This is a genomic window from Chryseobacterium ginsengisoli, assembly GCF_039542325.1.
In the GTDB taxonomy this organism is placed as follows: Bacteria; Bacteroidota; Bacteroidia; order Flavobacteriales; family Weeksellaceae; genus Chryseobacterium; species Chryseobacterium ginsengisoli.
Genome location: NZ_BAABHX010000008.1, coordinates 213,229 through 238,979, shown reverse-complemented (window position 1 = coordinate 238,979; position 25,751 = coordinate 213,229). Strand labels below are relative to the sequence as shown.

Genomic DNA, 25,751 nt, shown 5'->3' with positions numbered 1-25,751 from the left:
TAGGAAATGCATGGGATAATAAGCCCGTTCAGTTTGGCTATGATGCCAATACAACTGGTGATGCCGTTAAAAAATATACTACCGTTACGACTTGGGCGAATGGTGCTACAAGTTCTGCTCTAAGCCAGTCGGTTAACTATGGAACTGCTCAGCTTTACAAAAATACAGTAACCGATGAAGACGGAAATGTTACCATCGAGTTCAAGAATGGAGAAGGACAGGTACTGCTTGTAAGAAAAGTGATCAGCGCTACAGAGAATGCAGATACGTATTATGTGTATAATGAATACAACCAGCTTGCCTTTGTCATTCCACCAAAAGCTGCTGTTGTTTCAGATCCGAATTCTGTGCTTAGCGATCTTTGCTATCAATATATATATGACGGTAGAAACCGTTTAGCAGAAAAGAAACTGCCCGGAAAAGGCTGGGAATACATGCTCTATGATAAACAGGACAGACAGGTTGGTTATCAGGATGCAAATTTAAAAGAACAAGGCAAATGGCTTTGTACAAAATATGATAAATTCGGAAGAGTGGTTTACACCTGTATGCTAACCTATGGCGAAACCCGCGCTTTCTTTCAGAATATTCTTGATACGGAGGTTAACAATCCTTCCAATAATGAACAGAGAAGTACTACAGGATTTAACAAGTCGGGAATACAGATCTATTATACAACAGCAGCCTTTCCTGCGTTGGGAGCCAATGATCCTATTCTTACGGTAAATTATTATGACACTTATCCTACAGAGACACCCGCTGTTCCGACACAGATTTTAGGACAGGATGTTTTATCTCAGGATGCTCAAAACTCTGCTACCAGTACCAAAAGTTTACCTGTAGCTTCTTATGTAAAAAACATTGAAGACGATAATTGGACGAAGAACTATACCTATTACGATAAAAAAGGAAGAACAATAGGTACATATTCTTTAAATCATCTGGGAGGTTACACCAAGATAGAAAATTTGCTGGATTTTGCAGGAGTTGTAGGAAGAACCAATACCTACCATGTAAGAAAACAGGGAGAAACCGGAGTGTTTATAACGGAAGGTTTTATATATGATGATCAGAACAGGTTATTACAGCATTATCACAAGGTAGATGATAAGCCTGAAGTTGTTTTGGCAGATAATATCTATAATGAATTATCCCAGCTTAGCAATAAAACTGTAGGAAACAATCTTCAAAGTATAGATTACACCTACAATATCAGAGGTTGGCTGACTAAGATTAATGATCCTGCAAATCTTAATGGGAAACTATTTGGGTATGAAATAAAGTATGAACAGCCACAAACAAGTTTTTGGACACCAAGATACAACGGAAATATATCTGAAATTGATTGGAAAACTTCTCAAGATGGGGTACAAAGAAGATACGTGTACATGTATGATTCTTTAAACAGGCTTACGGGAGGATATTACCAAGAACCTAATTCGTCTATTATATGGGTTGGATACTATAATGAGTACTACCAATATGATTTAAATGGAAATATTAAGCATTTAAACAGAATGAGCCAGCCACAAGCAGGAGAAATAATACCTTCACAAATTGATGATCTATCTTATATTTATTCCGGAAATAAGTTAACATCCGTATCAGATTCCTCGCAAAATCTATCTGGCTATCCTTTAGGAGGAAACATTATTTCATATGATGACAACGGAAATATGACTAACCATTTGGATAAAGGAATTTCTTCCATCCAATACAACTTCCTAAATTTACCGAAGCAGATTACTTCATCACAAGGTAATACTTCTTATATTTATAGAGCTGATGGTGGAAAAGTAAAGAAAACTTTTGGAAATAAAATAACGGATTACCTAGATGGCTTCCAATATGAAAATGCCACATTAAAGTTTTTGCCTACCTCGGAAGGATATTATAATTTTGAAAATAATAAGTATATTTACAACTATACAGACCATTTAGGAAATATACGTGTGAGTTTCTTCAATAATGGCAGCAGTGCAGAAGTTCTTGAAGAAAACAATTATTATCCTTTTGGATTGAAGCATGAAGGATATAATCCTACTGTTGGAAATCCTGCGTATACATATAGCTATAATGGAAAGGAGCTGCAGACTGAATCTGGCATGTATGATTATGGAGCGAGAATGTATATGAGTGATATTGGTAGATGGGGTGTTGTAGATCCGCTCGCGGAGAAGATGACAAGATATAGTCCTTATAATTATGCGTTTAATAATCCGATAAAGTTTACTGACCCGGATGGGAGAGAAGGAAAAGATTGGTATCAGAAAGATGGTACAATGCAATTACAATATTTCGAAGGAAGTGGAGAAAGAGAGGGATATACTAATGTGGGCGCTAATCCTACTGTATATGTAAAAGGATCTGACACGGCTTCAGCGGAACTAAATAACGATGGTTCAGCCACATTTAATGGAAAATCATATAGCAACGGAAAATCATTTAGTGTAGGTCCGAATACTATTATCACGGGAAGTAACGAAAATACTAACGATGGTTTCTGGAATAGTCCTTTAGCAAGATTTTTAGTTCCAGATAGATTTGGAGTTACTCGAGGGGCGTCATTTGGAGGGGGAGCAGAAGCTGGATTGAGTATGGGACTTGAAGTAATTACAAGAGGTAAAGATGCTGGAATTTACTTTGATCCAGGTAACAATTTAAGTCTTGGTGCTGCTTTTGGAGCGGGAGGTGAAACAGATTTATCTTTTTTTAGCAGTACTTTTACGGGTAAAGTCTCTGATATGAACCTAAATTCAGTTGTAGGAACAGAAGCATATTTAAGTGGATCTCTCGTTGATGTTGTAGGAGTCGTTGGTAAGGTTTCCGTGTCTTTTGATCCAAATCCTAATAATGGTCCAGTATCTGGAAGATGGATTACACGTTCTATAGGTGTTGCCGCAGGAGCTAAAGGTTCTGTTGGAGTAGGTGTAACCCTCTCTAATACAAGAGTGGGAATTGGTTTTGATGGGAAAGCAAGAGTAGCCGACTATACAGGTGCAGTAACTGGAAAAGGATCATATTAATATGGAATTAAATAAAAGAAATATAATTATCGTTATCATAATTATTTGTACAGGTGTATTATTTGTATTCTTTTGGAATTTAAATAAGTACAATAAATTTTACAGTTCAGAAATAACAGGTACAATTGAAAAAATAAAATCTAATAGAAAATTTGAAAACTCTAAAGTCGCTAAGTTTGTTGGAGAAAGTGACTTTAATTATACTTTTTGGATTTATGCTCCCGATAAGGATGATTTAAAAGTTGGTGACTCTATATACAAGGCAAAAAATTCTGAAGATTATCAGATTTATCGACAAGATAGTTCGGGGAACTACCATTTTTATAAAACTTTAAAAAACAAACCATAATAAAAACCCCTCGCAAAAGCGAGGGGTTTTTATTATAAAGCGTTCTGTCCTGTATTACAATTCAACAGTACTTTAAATTATATATCTAAGATAATATCTTAAAAATCTATTCTTTAATCAACTGCTCAAAAGAAGTCGACCCATCTTTCAACGTAATCTCCAAATAGTAATTTCCTGATTTCAAATTAGAAATATTAATATCTTTTCCATTCATCTTTACAGCCCTCACCTTTCTTCCTGTTGATTCGAAAATATCAATAGATTTAATTTTATCGGAATTTTTAAAGTTAATAGTTTCTTTTGCTGGATTAGGATAAAGAACTACTTTTTTGCTTTCTGCTACAACATCATTTGTTGCTAATACTGTAGCAAAAGTTCCATTTGTAACAGCCGTATTCGCAGCTCCTCCATGTGGAGATATTGATAAACCTGCGGAACTTGTAATGACACATTTCGTGGTAATACTATTTGCTGTAGCATAATTAAACTGATAATCATTAGCTCCATCCGCTGTTGTTAAATTACGTTCATAAGACATTGAAACTGTTCCTCCAGAAATTGAAGGTGCATTTACTACTGTCCAATCCTGGGTATCTGAATTATAAACCCCAATGCCCCCAAGATTTCTGTCATTAAATCCAACATCACTATATGTTAGAGCATCTGTAGGTGCTCCGGACATACCCGCATTTGCTGCACTTCTAAAAGTAAATCCAAACCATCTGTCAGAAGGTCCTGTTAAATCTAATCTAACTTTGTTTGTGGTATTGTTTAAAGTAATATTAGCCGTTACCGATCTTGTACCCACCGTACATGTCATAACTCCTGTAGATTTTAGTTGAGAAGTCCCCCAAAATCCTACAATTAATAGTAAAGAAAATAAAATTTGTTTCATATTTAATTTTTTAATAAGTTAATAATTTCTTGATTTTTAGAGAAGATAGCATATTCAAACGCTGTTTTTCCTTGCTTATCTGACAAGTTTTTGTTCGCTTTATTTTCCAGTAGCATTTTCACCAAATCTTTGTCCTGAAGCTGCACCGCATAAATTAAAGGAGTTACCCCATTACTATCTGCAAGATTGGCGTCGGCGCCATTTGCCAATAATTTATGAGTGAGTTCTTTGTTATTTTTAAAAACTGAAGCCGTAAGTGCGGAACCTTGAGCACTACCAGAATTAACATTTTTCACATTATCCATCAAAAATTTAGCCACTTCTACATTCCCTCTATAGCATGCTAAAATCAAAGGAGAAAAGCCATTTTCGTTGTTTTGATTGATAATATCCGGATTTTGCTTCATCAGTTCTTTTACTTCTGAAACCGTTCCGTTTCTTGCAACATCAAAAATCGATTTTGCTTTTCCCTGAGCTGACAAGAATGAAAAGCTCAGAAAAACACTTAATAATAAAATTAATTTTTTCATTGTTTTGAAAGAACATAATTATATTGAACATTCACACTTTCAGCAATCTTTTTAGACACCATTTTCGGAATCGTTACTTTATGATCGGCTGTTTTGGCAACAAATCCTCCTGACATATATATTTTACCATCTTTAGCATAGATTGTTGCAATTGAATTATAAGCTTTATCTACCCCATGAAAGTTTAAAGTTCCCTGAACAGTATATTTCTGAGGCGATGCAGAAAGTTTAGATTTGTCAAAATTTACAATCTTACCTGTGAAAGTTGCTTTTGGATATTTTCCGGTTTCGGCATAGCTTTCGTTGAAATGCTCTTCCATTAATTTTGTTTTAAAATGGAAATTCTTCACAACAGAAACCGATGCGAAATCTCCCGTATCAGCATTAATAATACCTACATTATTGTCGTCCTGTGCAAAGACATCTTCAAATAAAGGCACACTCGCTTCGAACGTTACTTTTCCTGTCTTAGCTACATATTTCTGAGCAAAAGCAAGATTGGTGAAAAATAACGCTACAATAAATAAAACTAGCTTTTTCATATTAATTCTTTTAATTTTCGAGAAGCCCGTCGGCTTTCCATTTTGTGATGATATTAATTTGTGTTGGTGATAAGCTTCCGCCTTGAGGCATTTTCTGAGGATCTCCGTTTGGTCTTCCTATCCTATTGATAATATTGTCGATATTATTCTTCACCTGATTATAGCTCGTCCACGGCTGAAATGAAGCCGGACCGCCCGGTGAATGACAACTGATACAATTGGCATCAATAATAGGTTTTACATCTTTGGTATAAGTGACCTGTTCCGCAACCGGAGTATTATCCGAGATTTCTTCATAGGTTCTGCTTTCACAAGCAACCAATACAACTGCCGATGAAATTAAATACATAAACTTTTTCATAATTTAAAAGACTCTATAAAGATTAAACCCAAAGAAAATCTGTCCTTTTTCCCACTTTCCGGATGCATTCGTCAAATAACCAATGTCTGAATTGAGTTGGGAATTCGTAAATAAAAGCTGGAAAACGTGTCCCCCGGTTTCTATGTCCATTCCCAAAGAGAGAGGATTTTTATAGAAACTGTGATTGTCGAAATTCACAAAATATTCCGCATTAATGGAAATTCTTTTTGAGATCTTGTAACGACCTCCCAAACCTGTCAGAAATTGATTTTTATCTTCAATTAAAGGTTCGTAAAGATTTTTGTGAACATAAGACGGCGTTAACTGTAAAGAAAAATCATCGCTGAATCTTCTCGAAATTAAAGCCTGCGTAAGGTAAGAAAGCCTGTCTCCAAACTGAAGATGCGGATAATTGTCTTTGCTGAGATCTGTATTCACAGCCAAAACATTATATCCTACAATATCAACCGGAAAATTTTCACTTTGCTTCATCAACCTGTACTTTGCACCGCTTTCAAAAGTTTTCAGATTGGTTTCTCTGGAAAGGCTTAAAGAAAGCCAATCCGTAGCACCATAAATAACACCCAACTTTGTAGAGGCATCATCCAATCCGAAAAATTCTTTGAAACCTTTGCTTACATCTCCAAAACGGTGCGCCACAACAATATACCATTCTTTTTTTGCAGGTAATTTTGTGGATTGTCCCGTAACAATCTGGAGCGCCTTGAAGGCGGGTTGTGAAGTGTCTGTGGTTTTTGTTTGAATGGTGTCAATATCTTTCAACAGGTCTTCCTGTGCGAAGGCAAAACCTGAGGCAAATATTGACAAAAATAAGAGAGTTTTTGTCATACACATTGAATTAGAATATTAGTATGACAAACTTATAGACTTATGATTGCAAAATCATGTGATAAAAGTCACCGACTATATTGTTTTTATCAATCAAATTGTTAAAATAATTAAATATAATTTATTAGTCTTGTCTAACATTTTCATTTACAGGCATTTTTATTCTTTGAATCCGTTCAAGATAGGTTTGTAATTGAATAAAATTTAACATGTTAATAGTAAAAAACAGGCTGCCTAGATAGACAGCCTGTTCTTTTTATATATTATATTTTTTTTAAGGAACTAGCGGTTTACTATTAAAAATATGACTGATTGATGATAGTTCAGGACTCAGTTGCGCTGAAGAACCTGCTGAATGACATCCAAAGCAATTGGTTCTGGAATCGCTATTCGCATTTTGAAATTGTGAATATGTTTCCATAGTGGTATTGGATAACTGGTTTGTTCCCACATGTCCAAAATTTGTTGCAGAAATATTCCATGTTGAACCTATATGAAAGTATTTTTTTCTGATATCATTTCCTATAAGTCTTGCATTAACATCATTATTACCTGCAATAACCTGAGCATTACTTCTGTCTTCAGTTAATCCTACAGCAGATGTTCCAAAACCGAAAGGTTTAGTTCGCTGAGTATCACTACCGCTTATCGTAAAAGGAGATATCGCATTAATGTCAACATCGTTCATTTGCATATGAGAAACATTAAAAGATGTTGCAGTAGCAGAAGAAAATAACCAAGCTGTACCTGTACCGAAGTTGGTATCAGCAGCTACAGATGTAATTCCGTTACTAGAATTTCTGTAACTATATGCTCTGTTAGGAGAATTATTAATATGCTCTATTGACCCCCATATCATTTCAGGATGTCCCTTTACACTTCCTACAATATGCATACCTACTAAGGCAACAGTAGCTGTTTTTGTTCCATTTCTGGTCCAGACATTTGTTGATGTTTGTGTATAATTCGGGATTGTGGCTTTCACTGTCACGTAATCCTGAGGATTAGGCAGATTGGTAGTTTCTATCCACGATGTTTTTAATTCCATAGCAAGAGAATTTGGTTCAATTATAGGAATATTTTTTGTTGCAGCGTAAGCAGTTATCGCATTCAACTCTGCCTGAGTAGTAGGAAATCTTGCTGTATTTGGTAAAACCCCATTCTTTACCATCGTTAAGAAAACAGCGTAAACATCATTTACCATTGAATTGTAATAGATAAGAGATCCATTTTTCGCCATTAAAACATCACCGGTCGCTTGTCCCTGATCCGCGATAACAATGGTAATAACACCACCTATTCTGGCAATAAATACATCTTTTTGTAAATCAGTTTTAAACTGTTGTACAGTAGTATTCTCATTTAATGGTTTTGAATAAATAAGTCTTGGCTCATTAACTATCTGAGCACTAATATCATAAAAAACAGCTTTTCCATTAACTATTTTAACATATTTTATTTCCTTTTTATTATTCCCATCCATTACCAATTTATTACCATTACTGGAAATCGGAGCTTTATCTAGATCAAAGATTTTTTTTGTTTCTTTTTCAAAAATTACCGGTAACCCATTTTCTCCATTTGATGTTCCTTTGATATCAAAGGTCATATCAGTACCTACATCTAAACTTTTTAATGATTGTCCAGAACTATTAGAAGACTTTAAGAAAAATGGTCTACATGTATGCTTTTTTAAAGTTCTTAAACCTGTAACAGGATCTGCAGCAGTTACGTCATAAAATTCCGGAGAATTAAATACGAAACCATTACAGCCACCATATCCACCGGTAGACGGCGTAGGTGATAAAAGCCATAAAAACATTTGCTCTGTCCATCTATAAAAGTTCAGATTTATAAATGCATTTGCAGGATTTGAAGGATGTAATGGTACCGGATTAGCCGCAGCATCATTAAAAGCTAAACCATCAGCAGGCTTTACAAACACATTCTCAACAGGTGTTACTCCAGTTGGCAGCCAAGTATCAAATTCGGATTGAGGAACTATATTTCCTGTATCCATTGCATTTGATGGCATAATAGTACTTTTGAATCCCTGATAGATATCAGAAGTCTTTACAAAGTTATATGTTAATAAAATAGCAGAAGCAAAAGAAATTGTTAATAATATCTTTTTCATAATATTCAAGGTTATTAGTTATAGATTAGTTTTTAATTAGCTGGTGCATGGTAGATTGTTTACCGTCGTATATTTTTACATAATATATTCCGGGAAGCTGATTGCTTAAATCAATAAAGGTATCTTTTGATATCTTATCCATTTTAATAACTCTATTTCCTCTTATATCAAAAACTTCGCAATTCAAACTACCGGAATCCGACGTAATCTGGAATACCCCTTTTGTAGGATTTGGGTATAATACATTCGTGTTACGGCTTAAATTTTGAATATTATCTTTTGCTTTAAATATCATCACCTCATCCAAAACAATCGGATTGGCGCTCTCTGTTTTGTATTGAGTTGAAATAAATCTTACAGCGGACTTATTACTTTTAGAATAATCAGTTAAAGGAATTCTTATTTTTTTCTGTCCGTTATTTTTATTGGCACCGAGAGTTAAAACATTTCGCCATTTTCCGTTTTCCTCAAGAATTTCAACGGATAAAGTGTTATCTGTTCCGTTTTCCTTTTTCTTTTGTAAATACAGGAATTCCAATACTACATTCCCATTTGATAAATCAATAGGTTGAGTACTTAATGATGTTGAAACGGGATGCGTTGCCAAACCATTAAAAAAAACAGCACTGTTTTTACCTTTTAATGGAGACTCAACTCCTATTGCAGAAATTCCAAAATCGATCCAGGTTGTTTCCTGATCAATAAAGTCTTGGGTAAATTTACCTGGAAATCCCCTTTCGAAGTTTTCTTCAAAAATAATTTCCTGTGCATCTAAAAGTGAAAAAGATGCCATGATAGTTAATAAGATAGTTTTTTTCATGATATATTAGTTTTTAAATATATTTAATATTTAATTGATGGTATCACAAACATATAGACTTATTTATTCATAACTGTGTGATAAATGTCACTTATTATATTGTTTTTATCAATTAAATTTAAAAAATACCTAAAACTTTATAAATCAAAATTTCTTAACCAGCTCATTTATACTTATACCTTCTTTCTTCTGAACAAGCTCCCCTTCGTTTTCCATTTTTTTCAATACTCTACTGATAACTTCACGGGAAGTTCCCAAATGACTGGCAATTTCTCTGTGTGTAAGTTTAATCGGATTGTTTCCTGTGATCGAAATCTGTTGTCTAACATAGTTTAAAACTCTTTTATCAAGCCTGTGAAAAACAGCATCATTTACCATATTCATGATATCGGAGAATCTTTTTTCATATTCACTATAAAAAAGTCTGTTGATTTGTGGGAATTTAATCAGCCATTCATGAACTACAGAAACCGGAATTAACATCACCTCTGAATCTTCTTCTGCAACAGCATAAATCCTACTCACATAATCTGTAAAAATTGACGAAAACGTCATCATACAGCTATCATTTTCCCGAATGTAATAGTAAATAAGCTCTCTTCCGTCATTTAATGTAAAAACTCTGATCGAGCCTTTTATTAAAAATGGAACAAATTTATTTTTCTGCCCTTCCCTTACAATTTCAGTTTTTGCTTTAATATCAGTGATTATGGCATGTCTATTAAGTTCATTTGAAAAATCGGCACCCAAAAAGCCGAATTTATTAAGAATAAATTGATTATTTATCATATCGTTATATCATATCTAAAAACAAAGATATAAAATTGGGGAATTCTTATGGAGAATTTTTAATTATTAAATATATATTAATGATAAGGATAGATTTTTAGATTAATTTGAATGCTTAATAATAATTAATACCGTCTTGATAAATGCTATATGTCTTAACACACCAATTTTAGTTCTGTTAATTTTTATTTTGGCTTCATTAAAATTTAAGACAAAAAAAATGCTTCAACCGAAATTGAAGCATCTTATGTATGTTTAAGAAAATCTTAAGCTTGTACGTTGTTACCTCCTAATACGAAAGGCTCAACTTCTTTGATTTCTCCGAATTGCTGCTCGTAGTTTGTAATGTTTTGTTGAAGAGCAGAAAGTACTCTCTTAGCGTGAAGAGGAGCAAGAATGATTCTTGATCTTACTTTAGCTTGTTGTACTCCAGGCATTAATTGGATGAAATCTACAACGAATTCAGATGGAGAGTGGTTTACTAAAGCTAAGTTTGCATAAACTCCAGCAGCTACCATTTCGTTTAATTCGATGTTGATGTTTCCGTCTTGCGGATTTTGATTGTTGTCCATTGTTATAAAATATTTTTTTTATTCGAAATTTTGAGGTTGTGAAAATATAAAAATAAATCCAAACCTCAAATTTCCGAATCATTAATTTTAGTTAAGATCTTCGAATTCTTTCTTAGAACCTACGATCACATTCTGATATTCTTTAAGACCTGTACCTGCAGGAATTCTGTGTCCTACAATTACATTTTCCTTAAGACCGTTCAGATCATCTACTTTACCAGCTACTGCAGCTTCATTAAGAACCTTAGTAGTTTCCTGGAATGATGCAGCAGACATGAATGATTTAGTCTGAAGAGCCGCTCTTGTAATACCTTGAAGTACAGGCGTTGCTGTTGCAGGTAAAGCTTCTCTTACTTCAACTAAAGCCTGATCTTCACGCTTCAATTTAGAGTTTTCGTCTCTTAATTCTCTTGCAGTGATCATCTGACCTGGCTGGAATACTTTAGAATCACCAGCTTCTACAACTACTTTAAGTCCGAATACTCTGTTGTTTTCTTCCAAGAAGTCATACTTGTGCTCAAGAGCTCCTTCAAGGAACTGAGTATCACCTCCATCAACGATAGATACTTTTGTCATCATCTGTCTTACGATGATTTCGAAGTGCTTGTCGTCGATTTTTACCCCCTGAAGACGGTAAACTTCCTGAATTTCATTTACTAAATATTCCTGAACCGCAGTTGGTCCTTTGATTTTCAAGATATCGTCCGGAGTAACTGAACCGTCAGAAAGTGGCGAACCAGCTCTTACGAAGTCATTTTCCTGTACTAAGATCTGGTTTGATAATTTAACTAAATAAATTTTTCTTTCACCAGTTTTAGCCTCAACGATAAGTTCACGGTTACCTCTCTTGATTTTTCCGTAAGAAACTACCCCATCGATTTCTGTAACTACAGCTGGATTAGAAGGGTTTCTTGCTTCGAATAATTCGGTAACTCTCGGAAGACCTCCGGTGATATCCCCTGTTTTCGCAGCTTTTCTTGGGATCTTGATTAAAACTTTACCAGCCTTAATTTTTTCACCATCGTTTACCATTAAGTGGGCTCCTACCGGTAAGTTGTATGCTTTCTGCTCAACACCTTTAGAATCTACCACCTTCAAAGTAGGTACGGCTTTCTTATTTCTAGATTCAGAGATTACTTTCTCTTCAAATCCTGTCTGTTCGTCAATCTCCAGTTGGAATGAAATACCTTGGATAATATCCTCATATTCTACCTTACCTGCAGTTTCTGCAATAATAACCGCGTTATACGGATCCCACTTACAGATAACGTCTCCTTTTTTCACTCTATCACCTGGTTTTACAGCTAATATAGCTCCGTAAGGTACGTTGGCAATCATCAATGGAGTTCTAGATTCGTTATCAGCAACCAATCTAAATTCAGTTGTACGTGAAACGATTACTTCAGCAGTATTACCATTTTCATCTTCAGATGTAATTGTTCTTAATTCATCCAATTCAACGATACCGTCTCTTCTAGCTACAATAGATGGATTTTCTGAAACGTTTGTAGAAACCCCTCCTTGGTGGAAAGTTCTCAACGTAAGCTGAGTTCCCGGTTCCCCAATTGATTGTGCTCCGATAACCCCTACAGCTTCACCCATGTGAATCATTTTACCTGTTGCTAAGTTTCTACCGTAACATTTCGCACAGATACCTTTTTTAGCCTCACAAGTAAGTGGAGAACGTACTTCAACTGATTCTAATCCTGCTTCCTCAATTATCTTAGCTAATTGCTCAGTAATTACCTGATCAGCTTCAGCAATAATTTCATCACTTTCAGGGTCATAGATATTATGTAAAGAAACTCTACCTAAGATTCTTTCAGAGATTCTTTCAACGATCTCGTCATTTTTCTTAAGTGCAGTAACTTCTGTACCTCTTAAAGTTCCACAGTCTGTTTCTGTAACGATAACATCCTGAGCAACGTCTACCAATCTTCTCGTTAAGTAACCTGCATCGGCAGTCTTAAGAGCGGTATCCGCAAGACCCTTACGAGCACCGTGAGTAGAGATAAAGTATTCTAGGATGGAAAGACCTTCCTTAAAGTTGGCAAGGATCGGGTTTTCGATGATTTCCGCACCAGTAGAACCAGCTTTTTGCGGTTTTGCCATCAAACCTCTCATCCCCGATAACTGACGGATCTGTTCTTTAGAACCCCTCGCTCCAGAATCAAGCATCATATATACAGAATTGAATCCACCTTGGTCAACTTTCATTCTGCTCATGATCATTTCAGTTAATCCAGCGTTGGTATTTGTCCAAACGTCGATTACCTGATTATAACGTTCTGTATCGGTAATTAGACCCATGTTATAGTTAGCTCTAATTTCGTCTACAGTTTCAATAGATGAAGCAATCATTTGCTTTTTCTCAACAGGAACTACGATATCACCTAATGAGAATGAAAGACCTCCTTTGAATGCATTTGAATAACCTAAATCTTTCATTGCATCCAAGAACTTCACAGTTGTAGGGAAATCTGTATCAGCAAGTACTTTACCAATAACATTTCTTAATGATTTCTTAGTAAGAAGTTCATTAATATATCCTGACTGTTTAGGAACGATCTGGTTGAATAAGATTCTACCTACAGAAGTTTCAGTTAATTTCGTTGTGATTTCACCGTTTTCTTTAATAGGAAGTCTACATCTTACTTTAGCGTTCAATGAAACTCTACCTTCAGCATAAGCGATCTCCGCTTCTTCCGGAGAATAGAATGCTAAACCTTCCCCTAAAACTTTCTTCTCATCTGTAGAGCTTAATTCTTTAGTCATGAAATAAAGACCAAGAACCATGTCCTGAGAAGGTACCGTAATTGGAGAACCGTTTGCAGGGTTCAGGATGTTTTGAGAACCTAACATCAATAATTGAGCTTCAAGGATTGCTTCTGGTCCTAACGGTAAATGTACCGCCATCTGGTCACCATCGAAATCGGCGTTGAAGGCTGTTGTTACTAATGGGTGTAGCTGGATTGCCTTACCTTCGATCATCTTAGGTTGGAAAGCCTGAATACCTAGTCTGTGAAGCGTAGGTGCTCTGTTCAATAGAACAGGGTGACCTTTCATCACGTTTTCAAGGATATCATAAACTACTGGTTCTTTTCTATCAATAATTCTCTTTGCAGATTTTACTGTTTTTACAATCCCTCTTTCAATCAGTTTTCTGATGATAAACGGTTTGTAAAGCTCAGCTGCCATATCTTTAGGAATACCACATTCGTGAAGCTGCAAGTTTGGACCTACAACAATTACCGAACGCGCCGAGTAATCTACCCTTTTTCCTAATAAGTTCTGACGGAAACGACCTTGCTTACCTTTCAATGAATCTGAAAGTGATTTCAATGGTCTGTTTGATTCAGATTTTACAGCTGAAGATTTTCTTGTATTATCGAATAATGAATCTACTGATTCCTGAAGCATACGCTTCTCATTTCTCAAGATTACTTCCGGAGCTTTGATCTCCAATAATCTCTTCAAACGGTTGTTTCTGATAATAACTCTTCTGTAAAGGTCATTCAAATCGGAAGTAGCGAAACGTCCACCATCCAATGGAACTAATGGTCTTAATTCTGGTGGAATAACAGGAAGTACACGCATGATCATCCACTCCGGTCTGTTGATCATTCTTGTATTAGCACCTCTCAATGCTTCTACAACGTTCAATCTTTTCAGAGCTTCAGTTCTTCTTTGTTTTGAACCTTCGTTGTGAGCTTTGTGTCTCAAGTCGAAAGACAATGCATCAAGATCGATTCTTTTTAATAATTCCTCAACAGCTTCAGCACCCATTTTAGCGATGAATTTGTTTGGATCAGAATCGTCAAGATATTGGTTCTCGATAGGAAGAGTTTCCATGATATCAAGGTACTCTTCTTCTGTTAAGAACTCCATGTTTTCGAAATCAGAACCGTCTAATTTCTTAGCAATACCTTGTTGGATCACCACATATCTTTCGTAGTAAATGATCATATCTAATTTCTTAGAAGGAATTCCTAAAAGGTAACCGATTTTGTTCGGTAAAGAACGGAAATACCAAATGTGAGCGATTGGAACAACAAGGTTGATGTGTCCGATTCTCTCTCTTCTTACTTTTTTCTCCGTAACCTCTACACCACAACGGTCACAAACGATCCCTTTGTAACGAATTCTCTTGTACTTACCACAAGCACATTCGTAATCCTTTACCGGACCGAAGATTTTTTCACAGAACAACCCGTCTCTCTCAGGTTTGTGCGTTCTGTAGTTAATAGTTTCCGGCTTAAGAACCTCCCCTCTTGAGTCTTGTAAAATAGACTCCGGTGAAGCTAAACCGATGGTTATTTTATTAAATCTACTTGATTTATTTTTATTTGACATAATTTTATTTTTGATTAAAAGATTAAAGATTGAAAGCTTTTACACTTTCTCTCTTATCATCTCGGAGTTAATTAATACTTTAATTTTTAAATAATTAAATCTTAATTTACTCCTCCAATCTTACGTCTAATCCAAGACCTTGTAACTCGTGAAGTAATACATTGAATGATTCCGGAATACCTGGTTCTGGCATAGATTCACCTTTTGCAATTGCTTCATAAGTTTTTGCTCTACCAATCACGTCATCCGACTTCACAGTAAGGATTTCTCTAAGGATATTCGATGCTCCGAATGCTTCAAGAGCCCAAACCTCCATCTCCCCGAATCTCTGACCTCCGAACTGAGCTTTACCTCCTAACGGCTGCTGAGTAATCAATGAGTAAGGACCAATAGAACGTGCGTGCATTTTGTCATCAACCATGTGTCCTAATTTCAACATATAGATGATACCAACTGTCGCAGCCTGAGTAAATCTTTCTCCGGTACCACCATCGTAAAGGTGAGTGTGACCGAATTTAGGAACTCCTGCTTTCTCCGTATACTCAGTGATTTGATCAAGAGTAGCACCGTCGAAGATTGGTGTAGCGAACGTCAATCCTAATTTCTGACCAGCCCATCCAAGAACTGTTTCATAGATCTGACCGATGTTCATACGAGAAGGTACCCCAAGTGGATTCAATACGATATCTACCGGTGTTCCGTCTTCAAGGAATGGCATATCTTCTTCACGAACAATTCTCGAAACGATACCTTTGTTACCGTGACGTCCTGCCATTTTATCTCCTACGTTTAGTTTACGTTTCTTAGCGATGTAAACTTTAGCCAACTTCATGATACCTGCCGGAAGCTCATCTCCGATAGAAATTGCAAATTTCTCACGGTTTTTAACCCCTTGAATATCATTGAATTTGATTTTGTAGTTGTGAATTAATTGTTTAATTAATTCATTTTTATCGTTATCAACAGTCCAATCTGAACCGCTAACGTTTACATAATCTTCAACTGAAGTCAATAATTTATGAGTGAATTTCACACCTTTACTGATGATCTCTTCATCTAAGTCATTAGTAACTCCCTGAGAAGTTTTACCGCTGACAAGAATATTTAATTTTTCAATTAAAGTATTTCTCAACTCATCAAACTTAGCCTTGTAAGTGTTTTCAATTTCTTCAAGTTTAAGTTTTTCTTCAGTTCTTTTCTTTTTATCTTTAATGTTTCTTGAGAACAATTTTTTGTTGATAACAACACCTCTCAATGAAGAGTCTGCTTTCAATGAAGCATCCTTTACATCACCAGCTTTGTCACCGAAGATTGCTCTCAAAAGTTTTTCTTCAGGAGTTGGATCAGATTCACCTTTTGGAGTGATCTTACCGATCATAATATCTCCAGGCTTCACTTCAGCACCAATTCTGATCATACCGTTTTCGTCAAGATCTTTAGTAGCTTCTTCAGAAACGTTAGGAATATCTGCTGTAAGTTCTTCCATACCTAATTTAGTATCACGAACTTCAAGAGAATATTCATCTACGTGAATTGAAGTAAACCAATCTTCACGTACAACTTTTTCGTTGATTACGATCGCATCCTCGAAGTTGTATCCTTTCCAAGGCATGAACGCAACCACTAAGTTTCTACCAAGAGCCAATTCTCCTTTTTCAGTAGCATAACCGTCGCAAAGTACCTGTCCTTTTTCTACTACATCACCTACTCTTACGTTTGGTCTTAGTGTAATTGTTGTACTTTGGTTAGTTTTTCTAAACTTAGTCAATTTATATGTTTTAGTTGCAGACTCGAATTGTACTAAATCTTCGTCCTCACTTCTTTCATATTTAATTGTGATCTTATCAGCATCTACATATTCTACAGTACCTGCACCTTCAGCATTAATCAAGATTCTTGAGTCTCTTGCAACTTGCTGTTCCAGACCTGTTCCTACGATTGGAGCTTGTGGCTTCAACAAAGGAACTGCCTGACGCATCATGTTCGATCCCATCAATGCACGGTTCGCATCATCATGTTCCAAGAAAGGAATCAATGAAGCCGAAATACCAGAAATCTGGTTTGGTGCAACGTCGATAAGATTAACCTGAGACGGCTCAACTACCGGGTAGTCACCATCTAGTCTTGCAATAATTCTGTCTGTTAAGAAATCACCATTATCACTCAATTCAACGTTTGCCTGAGCAATTACTTTGTCTTCTTCATCTTCTGCATTTAAATAAATAGGATCTGCAGCAAGATCGATCTTACTGTTTTCTACTTTTCTATATGGAGTTTCGATGAAACCAAGTCTGTTGATTTTAGCATAAATACCTAAAGATGAAATCAAACCGATGTTTGGTCCTTCCGGAGTTTCAATCGGACAAATTCTTCCGTAGTGAGTATGGTGAACGTCACGAACCTCGAAACCTGCTCTTTCTCTTGATAAACCACCAGGTCCTAGTGCAGAAAGTCTACGCTTGTGCGTGATTTCTGATAGAGGGTTGGTTTGGTCCATGAACTGAGAAAGCTGGTTGGTACCAAAGAACGAGTTAATTACAGATGTTAAAGTTTTAGCATTAACTAGATCAAGCGGAGTAAAGATCTCGTTATCTCTAACGTTCATTCTCTCCTTAATAGTTCTAGCAATTCTTGAAAGACCGACACCAAACTGTCCTGCTAATTGCTCACCAACAGTTTTAATTCTTCTGTTTGATAAGTGGTCGATATCATCAACCTCAGCTTTAGAGTTTACAAGCTCGATCAAGTGTCTTACAATCGCAATGATATCTTCTTTTGTAAGAACCTCAGTAGTTTTAGCAATATTAAGACCTAACTTTTTGTTTAGTCTGTAACGTCCAACTTCACCAAGAGAATATCTTTGCTCAGAGAAGAATAATTTTTCAATGATTCCTCTTGCAGTTTCCTCATCTGGTGGATCTGCATTTCTCAACTGACGGTAAATATACTCTACCGCTTCTTTTTCAGAGTTAGTAGGGTCTTTTTGTAATGTATTCTGAATGATAGAGAACTCGTTGCTGTTTTCTTTGTGAATCAAGATAGATTTCACACCAGCATCCAAAATAAGATCTAAATGTTCTTTTTCAAGAATCGTTTCTCTGTCTAGGATGATTTCATTTCTTTCGATAGAAACAACTTCTCCTGTATCTTCGTCTACGAAATCCTCGAACCAAGTGTTCAATACTCTCGCAGCCAATGTTCTTCCTTCTACTTTTTTAAGGGCAGCTTTAGAAACTTTCACTTCTTCAGCAAGGTCGAAGATCTGAAGGATGTCCTTATCAGATTCATAACCGATAGCTCTTAATAGAGTTGTTAATGGTAACTTTTTCTTACGGTCGATATACGCGTACATTACGCTGTTGATATCTGTCGTAAATTCCATCCAAGACCCTTTGAAAGGGATAATTCTTGAATAATACAATTTTGTTCCGTTTGCGTGGTAAGTCTGTCCGAAGAATACACCAGGTGAACGGTGTAACTGCGTAACGATAACTCTTTCAGCACCATTGATGATGAAAGATCCACTAGGCGTCATGTAAGGAACCGGCCCCAAATATACATCCTGAACTACCGTTTGGAAATCCTCGTGTTCAGGGTCTGTACAATACAATTTAAGTCTTGCTTTAAGAGGCACTGAATACGTCAATCCTCTTTCCACACACTCATCGATTGAATAACGTGGAGAATCTACCAAATAATCTAAGAATTCCAAAACGAATTGGTTTCTAGAATCGGTAATCGGGAAATTTTCCTGGAAGGTTTTGTACAAACCTTCGTCAGTTCTGTCTTCAGGAAGAGTGTCTAATTGAAAAAACTCACTGAAAGACTCGATTTGGATATCCAAGAAGTCCGGAGTGATGATCTTTCCTTTCGCTGAAGAGAAGTTAACTCTCTGATTTCCCCTAATTGTAGGTGTTGTTTTACTCATAAAACTTTTAAGAAAGGTTAAAAAATATTTTGATTCATTAAAAAATATCAGAAAAAAGAAAATTGAGAAGGAAAAACCTAAAAAAGACCTTATAATATTGGCGCTATTAGAAACTGTCTTTAATTTTTTCTCTTGATTCTCAGAATCTTATTCCTAACTGCAACGCTGGTATATCTTTTCACAGCGTAATGCAAAATATTTTTATTACTTTTGAGGCAGAGTCGCCGCAAGATCTATACACATGAAAGCCCTTTCATTTAAATGAAAGAGGTGATATTCAATATTTTATAGATTTACAAACAATTATTCGCGCCAAAAGAGACTGCAAATTTACAAAAATTTATCAATACACACAAATAAAAACCACTTCAAAATGAAGTGGTTAAATTATTTTCAACTAAAAATTATTTTATTGTTTCCAAAATGTCCAAGCTGTACCGTTGAAAACTGCAAGCTGTTTATTGGTTGTATCATACACCATCATTCCAGGTGCAGGATTAATAATATTAAGATGCGGGCTTGCTACTTTAGGTAAAATCATAGCTCTATTTGTTGCCTCTAATACTAAAATACCCGGAGTAGAAGTCAGCGTACCGATAGCCATTTTTGCATTTGCATTTTCTGTAGCTGCATTTTGAATCAAAACTCCGTCTACACTTGTTAAAGGATCAACAGTAGTTCCCGCAGCTGCATTTATTGAAAGATCTTTCCAAGCACTTGCATATTTAATTTTTATTTTTTTATCTGCAAGATCATAGATCATTGTTCCGTTCACCACTCCAGTTACCGAAGCTGCTGAAGTTACCCAAGGTAAAATAATTCCTCGGTTTGCTGTTCCAAATTCTAAAGAAACCGATGCTGAAGAAACCGACGTTTTCCCAATAGCTACTTGTGAAAAAGCAATTTCTGAAAACACCATGAATACTATAACAAATATGTTTTTCATTTTTTATTCTTTTCAATTTTAAAATTAATTAGTAGGACACGTCTGTATATTAAAACAAGCCCAACCTCCTGCAGTACCTGTAGTATTTACCTGTAAACAATCTAATGTTGTATTGTAAACCATCATTCCTTCTACGAGATTAGCAGCTGGAATTGCTGCGATTTGTGCCGTTGTCAATCTGTTAATAACAAATCCTTTAGTCTTAGATTCCAATGCTGTCCAAGCTCCTTTTCTTACCATTGGCCAATTAGCACTACTCGCTCCTGCTCTTCCCAAAGAAGTAACGCCCTGAAGTGTATTCAAAACTGTTCCTCCTGTTGTAACAACCGGTTTATAGCAATAACATGAAGATATCAATGCATTTTGAGAATCACCAATTCCCTGTCCTTGAGTTCCCGCTATATCTGCAGCACCTCCTGCATTTACCTGATTTGGAACACCATTCGCATTTACACAACTTGCTGTTGCACATAAGTTCTGATTTGAAGCTGAAGAACCTGTACCCACACTAAGACCCGCCTGTGCATTTACCAACATACTATACGCAACATTTTCATCGCCCTCCATCGCGTCAAGACAACCATCATTATCAGAATCAAGATCCAGACGATTCGGAATACCGTCACCATCCGCATCCGCTGTACAATTTGCATTATATACACCAAATATAATTCCGTGAGGATCATTATTCCCCGTCCAAGTCATAGTTAAAGAAGCTACATCTGCAGGTACAAGGAAAAATGTATATCCTTGCGCAGTACCTAAAGGTGTATTCGTAGTAAAAACAGTACCTGAAGCTCCTGGTGTGGTAGAAACTGTACCATTTAATAAAGAATACAAATTCGTATTAAATACATTCGCATTACTTGCAACTGTAAGCGGAACAGAGAAAGTATTAGTAACAGAATTACCTTCACCTCCTAATCCAGCTATACCAATAACATATTGATATTGATTATTATTTGAACTGATTGAGTTTGCCGTAACTCCAAAATTAATATTTAAAGTTCTTGGAATTGTCCCTGTAAGATCCAGATATGTTGTTGAGAAAGAAGAAGTCTGAGATCCATTCACAGTCATCGTTGCAGTTGTCACACCAGGAGTAAATGTACTCCATGTATTTCCTGTACCTGCAGTTTTCGTAAGTGTTACTCCACCTCCAGGCAATGTAGTTCCCGGAGGAACTAAAGGAACAATCGCAGTATTTGTATTCGTTAAACTTGTCGCCGTTGCTCCAGAAACCAAAGCCATTGTTACCGTTGCAGTACAACCTTCTGCGCTATCTAATATTCCGTCGTTATCATCATCAAGGTCTACACTATTCAGAATACCGTCTCCGTCAGAATCTGCATCAATAAATGCTTGGTAAGTACATGTTGTTGTACTTCCATTCAAATCTACTGTTAATGTACGATAACCTCCTTGTCCCGTTCCATTATATACAAGCGGCACATCAATAAATGTTGAAGTAGAAGTAATCGTCGCTGAATATGCAGGATTGGTAAAATCCGTCCCTGTAACATTAATCGTATAAGTTCCCGGTGCATAAATATTTGAAATAGGAATTCTCAAAGTTCTTGTTGAAGAAGTTCCTGCCACATAAGGAGAAGTTCCCTGCAATGCGATAGATCCGCAAGTAAATGTAAATGGCTGAAAATAATCTACAGAAGCCAAATCAATATTTGATGCGCTCAAACCTGTAGCAGTATATTGTGCCAAATATTCCGAAACCCCTGTAGCAATATTTATTCTATATAATGTTACACCATCGTTACCATTTCCCGAACTTGCAAATACATAGCCATTTAGATACGCAGTTCCTCTGACGTTACCCGTATTGGTATTGGTACTAGTATCAGCATCTGTATTTCTTACTCCAACAGGTCCTGAGATCGTAGCTACCTGCGTCGCCGTTGCCGTTGTTGCACTTGTAATTGCTATACGATATAAATACCTTGTGTATGTTGTTCCTACTACATTTTGAAGAAGTGTATATACATTATTTTGATAATCATAAAATGTATCACTTGCAAAAACAGTTGAAGTTGCAGCATTCCAGATAGCATCACCTGTAATTGCCATTGGGGTCGCAGAAACAGTTGGGTATAATCTATAAAGGTTTTTTCCACTAAACCCGAAAGCCTGACCAAAATATGAACCAATTACATTATTAGTACCCAGTCCACCGATTTGGATTGGTAATGTTAAACCTGTAGCTACACCATTTTTTAATATTGGACTACTAGCCGCTGTATTAGAATTCAGAAAAACTAAAGGTCTACTTGCCTGTGTATCATCATATCCAACCGCCAAATTACTGACAGCCCCCGCATTATTTGCATTATAATAAGAAGGTGTTGTAATACCTGCCGGCAAAGCTGCGGATACAGTAGATGGTGTAGAACCTGTAATGTCGTATACAAAACCTGTTCCTGCAGAAGAAAGATAAAGTTTACTTGAACTTTGAGAAAACAAAAAAATATTCGCACCAAATATTAAAAACAAAGAGAACAAAATACTATAATTAATCTTCATTTTCTTTGAATTTGAAAATTGAACAAAAATTTTAGTTTTAATAAAATCGAATTTTCTAAATAAAAAATTAGCAAACAAATCATCCAAAAATGAAAAATTCCTAAAATTCCTTCGAAATAAATTGTGAACAAATTGTAAATTGAGGTACATAGAGAGTTTATATTAAAATTTTTAATTATATAACGTATTTATATTAAAATTTTTCGCAAAAATATTAAATTATACTTATAAAAATCACCACATGGTGTTAAATCATGTTGACAAACAAAACTTTAACACTTTTTTATTCATCAAAAAGCATTATATGTAGATTTTTTTAAACAAATAAATGATTATTAGTTAAAAATATTAATCATATTTTAAATATGCATTAATGAAAACATAGAAATATTTCTATAAACCATAAAAAAAGGTCATCCATTTCTGGATGACCTGCCCTTATTAATTTACCTCAAAATTACTTCACTATAATTTTAAAAGATTTCGAAGTCGATTTTGTATCAATCTTTATCAAATACATTCCTGAAGGTATTGAAGAAGTGTTGATTTCGGAATTTCCTGAGAATTTCCCTGATCTAATCAATTGTCCCTGCGCTGAGAACAATATATAATTTCCGTCTTCATTAAATCTAATATTAAGATTTTCTCCAGCTTTTACAGGATTTGGATAAATTTTAATATCATTAATGATTGTTTCCACAGGTTTTGTTTCTGAAATTTTTTCAGCTGTTTTTGCCATTTTTCCTGCAAGTTTTTTGACCGAAGCAAAAGGCGAAAGCGGAGAATTCGGAGAACCCCTTTGCACAAGATCCGTATCTACAACTGCCTGAATTCCATCTCCATCTGAGTCATTTATTGTTGAGATAAATCCGGCTCCAAGAATATCAAGATTATCTTTTCCAATTAAGTAAAGATCAAAATCTGTATTATTAGATTTTAAATCAACAAAATCAGCTTTATCGTCTCCATCCGTATTTCTCAATGCATAATTCATAATTCCGGAATCTGGGAAAGTTTCCAGAACATCTGCAATTCCGTTGTTTCCAACTGCAACTCCACTGTCGATAACTCCGTTATGGTCTGCATCAATCTGATCGATCACAGCACTTGAAATTCCAGATTCAAATAAATCTAAAATTCCATCATTATCAGAATCAAGATCCAAATAACTTGAAACACTGTCACCCAACACAGGAATTACCAAGCTGTCACCATCCACATCATCATCTTCGAATCTTCCATTTCCGTTCAGATCTTCCCAAGCATCAGGAATCCCGTCATTATCAGAATCCAGATCACAAGCATCAGGAATTCCGTCTCCATCAGAGTCTATTGTCGAACTTTTATCACTGTTGGAAATACAGCTTTTCGTATCACAAGCATCAGGAATTCCATCTCCATCTGTATCGATATTATCGTCACCATTCGGGCAAATATCTTTACAGTCAGGAACTCCGTCTCCATCAGAATCTATTTCTACAAAAGCATTGTAGATATAATAATTAATACACTGACAAATCTTCGCAGTATGTTTTATTGAAATTCTGATGCGGTTAAACTGTTTTGTAGATTTAAATCCAACCATCGTTTTTCCTCCTGAAATTGTGATCAATTTCAGATCACCTGAAGTACTTTTTTGTTCAACTAAAGTATTTCCATTATATAATTGAATCGAAATTGTTCCCAAAGAACTCCAATCTGTAGAAATATTTTTACCAATTGTGAAACCTGCGAACGTTCCCACCGGATAAATTGTTCCGACAGATTCTACCGTGACGCTTCCTGTTAAATTATTTTTATTGGAAGGAATAGAAAAAGTTGCATACGTTGAAGGATTTGAATCTGTTACATATTCCGCATTATACATCCCTAAATATGAAGATGAAGTACTCCAGGTTCCTGTCCAAGGTTCACGTTTTCCACAATAATATCCACCGTTCGGAAGATTTCCCGAAACGATCATACCCTTATAAGGCGCTGCTTTATTACACTGAAGATATTGAATACAGTCACAACTCTGAGGCTCTTCAAAAGCATAATATACTCTGATTGCCCCCATATTCGAGCAAGAAGAATTCTGAATAATTTTTAATCTTACTTCGTTGAAAGGTTTCGTAGTTGTAATAGAAATTTTCTGTTTGTTTCCACCAAGACTCATTGCAGAGATATTCATTCCGTTGGCATAAGACTGAGAATCTTGTAACTGACCAAACATATAGGTTTCAACGACAAAATTATTCAACACTTTTTCTGTAAAAACAGAATTTGAATTTGCCGGAGAAATCACAAATCCAGCTTTATTTCCCGCCGGATAATATTGGCTTTTATCGAAAACTCCAATGCTGTAACTTCCCGTAAAACCTGAAGGTAACGTTATTGTTCCGTAAGAACTTTTGTCGCCATCGCTGATTTTATCTCTGTCCGTCACAACCGAAGTTGACGAAATCGAGCTGCTACAAGAAATATTTGTGTCTAAATCTGCAAATGAACCTCCGATAATATCGTCGCAAATTCCATTGTTCTCAAGTTTTACATTGGGAGCACAAGTGAAAGCGTAATACACATTCAAGGAATTGCAAGAAGTATTGTTTGATCTTAACAATCGAACTTCGTTGAAAGCTTTTGTTGTTTTAAAATGTAAAAACGATCTGGATTTTTGTCCTCCATAAGCCGGAACAGAAGACAAAGTAGAAACAGAAGAGGTTTCCTGAAGAACACCGTTTTTATATGTTGCGATCGAAAGTGAACTTAATGTAGCAGAAGTCATTGAATTATTAGTAACATCAACATTAAATCCGGCAATTGAACCTGCAGGATATGTTGTGTTATTATTAACAACCGAAATTCCGTTCCCTCCATTGTTCAAAAGAGTTCCGAAACAAGAACCTGTTTCTGTATCTGCATCAATTACATTATTGATATTGGAAGAATTTGCTGTTACACATTGTCCGTTTTGAGCAAGATATGCCCGAATTCCCATTCCACGAATAGGTTTGTAATTTTGTCCGAATGTTATGGCCACAAATAGCATTGTAGTCACTAAGGAGAAAATTTTCTTCATTTTTGTTTTTTTTGTGTTTAAATTTTAATTTGAATAATAACCAAAATATTCCCCGATA

The 25,751-nt window shown here is 35.7% G+C and carries 16 protein-coding genes; 2 read left to right on the top strand and 14 right to left on the bottom strand.

The features are described 5' to 3' along the window. A partial coding sequence (locus ABD940_RS20195) for an RHS repeat domain-containing protein (RefSeq protein WP_345207886.1) occupies nucleotides 1–3,026 on the top strand: 3,026 nt, incomplete at its 5' end. A 1-nt stretch (nucleotide 3,027) separates the two neighbouring features. Continuing rightward, the gene (locus ABD940_RS20190; RefSeq protein ID WP_345207883.1) at nucleotides 3,028–3,375 is read left to right on the top strand and encodes a hypothetical protein; all 348 of its coding nucleotides are present in this window, start codon (nucleotides 3,028–3,030) and stop codon (nucleotides 3,373–3,375) included. Nucleotides 3,376–3,481: 106 nt separating this feature from the next. Here ABD940_RS20190 and ABD940_RS20185 read toward each other — a convergent pair whose 3' ends face one another. From ABD940_RS20185 to ABD940_RS20120, 14 genes are all read right to left on the bottom strand, one after another. After that, nucleotides 3,482–4,270, bottom strand: a complete 789-nt coding sequence (locus ABD940_RS20185; protein ID WP_345207881.1) for a T9SS type A sorting domain-containing protein — start codon at nucleotides 4,268–4,270, stop codon at nucleotides 3,482–3,484. A gap of 2 nt (nucleotides 4,271–4,272) precedes the next feature. Further along, nucleotides 4,273–4,800: an ankyrin repeat domain-containing protein gene (locus ABD940_RS20180; protein ID WP_345207879.1), complete on the bottom strand. Its 528-nt coding sequence runs from the start codon at nucleotides 4,798–4,800 to the stop codon at nucleotides 4,273–4,275. Continuing rightward, nucleotides 4,797–5,342: a YceI family protein gene (locus tag ABD940_RS20175; protein WP_345207877.1), complete on the bottom strand. Its 546-nt coding sequence runs from the start codon at nucleotides 5,340–5,342 to the stop codon at nucleotides 4,797–4,799. The genes ABD940_RS20180 and ABD940_RS20175 overlap by 4 nt, the downstream gene beginning before the upstream one ends. 10 nt (nucleotides 5,343–5,352) lie before the next feature. After that, a complete protein-coding gene (locus tag ABD940_RS20170; protein ID WP_345207876.1) occupies nucleotides 5,353–5,703 on the bottom strand; it encodes a hypothetical protein in 351 nt (116 codons plus the stop codon). 3 nt (nucleotides 5,704–5,706) lie between these two features. Next, entirely contained in the window at nucleotides 5,707–6,552 is an 846-nt protein-coding gene (locus tag ABD940_RS20165; RefSeq protein ID WP_345207874.1) for a DUF5777 family beta-barrel protein, read from the bottom strand. Nucleotides 6,553–6,826: 274 nt separating this feature from the next. Next, nucleotides 6,827–8,689: a hypothetical protein gene (locus ABD940_RS20160; protein WP_345207872.1), complete on the bottom strand. Its 1,863-nt coding sequence runs from the start codon at nucleotides 8,687–8,689 to the stop codon at nucleotides 6,827–6,829. 25 nt (nucleotides 8,690–8,714) lie between these two features. After that, nucleotides 8,715–9,509 carry a T9SS type A sorting domain-containing protein gene (locus tag ABD940_RS20155; protein ID WP_345207871.1) on the bottom strand — a complete coding sequence of 265 codons (795 nt, stop codon included), beginning with the start codon at nucleotides 9,507–9,509 and terminating at the stop codon, nucleotides 8,715–8,717. 144 nt (nucleotides 9,510–9,653) lie between these two features. Next, the gene (locus tag ABD940_RS20150; protein WP_345207870.1) at nucleotides 9,654–10,298 is read right to left on the bottom strand and encodes a Crp/Fnr family transcriptional regulator; all 645 of its coding nucleotides are present in this window, start codon (nucleotides 10,296–10,298) and stop codon (nucleotides 9,654–9,656) included. A 266-nt stretch (nucleotides 10,299–10,564) separates the two neighbouring features. Continuing rightward, nucleotides 10,565–10,870 carry a DUF3467 domain-containing protein gene (locus ABD940_RS20145; protein ID WP_034702050.1) on the bottom strand — a complete coding sequence of 102 codons (306 nt, stop codon included), beginning with the start codon at nucleotides 10,868–10,870 and terminating at the stop codon, nucleotides 10,565–10,567. Between the two features lie 87 nt (nucleotides 10,871–10,957). Then, nucleotides 10,958–15,223 carry a DNA-directed RNA polymerase subunit beta' gene (gene rpoC, locus ABD940_RS20140; protein ID WP_345207867.1) on the bottom strand — a complete coding sequence of 1,422 codons (4,266 nt, stop codon included), beginning with the start codon at nucleotides 15,221–15,223 and terminating at the stop codon, nucleotides 10,958–10,960. A 106-nt stretch (nucleotides 15,224–15,329) separates the two neighbouring features. Then, the gene (gene rpoB / locus ABD940_RS20135) at nucleotides 15,330–19,151 is read right to left on the bottom strand and encodes a DNA-directed RNA polymerase subunit beta (protein WP_345207865.1); all 3,822 of its coding nucleotides are present in this window, start codon (nucleotides 19,149–19,151) and stop codon (nucleotides 15,330–15,332) included. A gap of 409 nt (nucleotides 19,152–19,560) precedes the next feature. Further along, nucleotides 19,561–20,097, bottom strand: coding sequence for a hypothetical protein (locus tag ABD940_RS20130; RefSeq protein ID WP_345207863.1), 537 nt, complete (start codon nucleotides 20,095–20,097; stop codon nucleotides 19,561–19,563). Between the two features lie 24 nt (nucleotides 20,098–20,121). Continuing rightward, nucleotides 20,122–22,632: a beta strand repeat-containing protein gene (locus ABD940_RS20125; RefSeq protein WP_345207861.1), complete on the bottom strand. Its 2,511-nt coding sequence runs from the start codon at nucleotides 22,630–22,632 to the stop codon at nucleotides 20,122–20,124. A 457-nt stretch (nucleotides 22,633–23,089) separates the two neighbouring features. Next, the gene (locus ABD940_RS20120) at nucleotides 23,090–25,693 is read right to left on the bottom strand and encodes a T9SS type A sorting domain-containing protein (RefSeq protein WP_345207859.1); all 2,604 of its coding nucleotides are present in this window, start codon (nucleotides 25,691–25,693) and stop codon (nucleotides 23,090–23,092) included. Between the last annotated feature and the right edge of the window lie 58 nt (nucleotides 25,694–25,751).

What these genes read in the sequence shown, in the direction of transcription:
- ABD940_RS20150 (WP_345207870.1), bottom strand. Translation starts at nt 10,298, where the DNA reads ATGATAAATAATCAATTTATTCTTAATAAATTCGGCTTTTTGGGTGCC.
- ABD940_RS20125 (WP_345207861.1), bottom strand. Translation starts at nt 22,632, where the DNA reads ATGAAGATTAATTATAGTATTTTGTTCTCTTTGTTTTTAATATTTGGT.
- rpoB (WP_345207865.1), bottom strand. Translation starts at nt 19,151, where the DNA reads ATGAGTAAAACAACACCTACAATTAGGGGAAATCAGAGAGTTAACTTC.
- ABD940_RS20180 (WP_345207879.1), bottom strand. Translation starts at nt 4,800, where the DNA reads ATGAAAAAATTAATTTTATTATTAAGTGTTTTTCTGAGCTTTTCATTC.
- ABD940_RS20120 (WP_345207859.1), bottom strand. Translation starts at nt 25,693, where the DNA reads ATGAAGAAAATTTTCTCCTTAGTGACTACAATGCTATTTGTGGCCATA.
- ABD940_RS20160 (WP_345207872.1), bottom strand. Translation starts at nt 8,689, where the DNA reads ATGAAAAAGATATTATTAACAATTTCTTTTGCTTCTGCTATTTTATTA.
- ABD940_RS20185 (WP_345207881.1), bottom strand. Translation starts at nt 4,270, where the DNA reads ATGAAACAAATTTTATTTTCTTTACTATTAATTGTAGGATTTTGGGGG.
- ABD940_RS20190 (WP_345207883.1), top strand. Translation starts at nt 3,028, where the DNA reads ATGGAATTAAATAAAAGAAATATAATTATCGTTATCATAATTATTTGT.
- ABD940_RS20175 (WP_345207877.1), bottom strand. Translation starts at nt 5,342, where the DNA reads ATGAAAAAGCTAGTTTTATTTATTGTAGCGTTATTTTTCACCAATCTT.
- ABD940_RS20145 (WP_034702050.1), bottom strand. Translation starts at nt 10,870, where the DNA reads ATGGACAACAATCAAAATCCGCAAGACGGAAACATCAACATCGAATTA.
- ABD940_RS20170 (WP_345207876.1), bottom strand. Translation starts at nt 5,703, where the DNA reads ATGAAAAAGTTTATGTATTTAATTTCATCGGCAGTTGTATTGGTTGCT.
- ABD940_RS20130 (WP_345207863.1), bottom strand. Translation starts at nt 20,097, where the DNA reads ATGAAAAACATATTTGTTATAGTATTCATGGTGTTTTCAGAAATTGCT.
- ABD940_RS20155 (WP_345207871.1), bottom strand. Translation starts at nt 9,509, where the DNA reads ATGAAAAAAACTATCTTATTAACTATCATGGCATCTTTTTCACTTTTA.
- rpoC (WP_345207867.1), bottom strand. Translation starts at nt 15,223, where the DNA reads ATGTCAAATAAAAATAAATCAAGTAGATTTAATAAAATAACCATCGGT.
- ABD940_RS20165 (WP_345207874.1), bottom strand. Translation starts at nt 6,552, where the DNA reads ATGACAAAAACTCTCTTATTTTTGTCAATATTTGCCTCAGGTTTTGCC.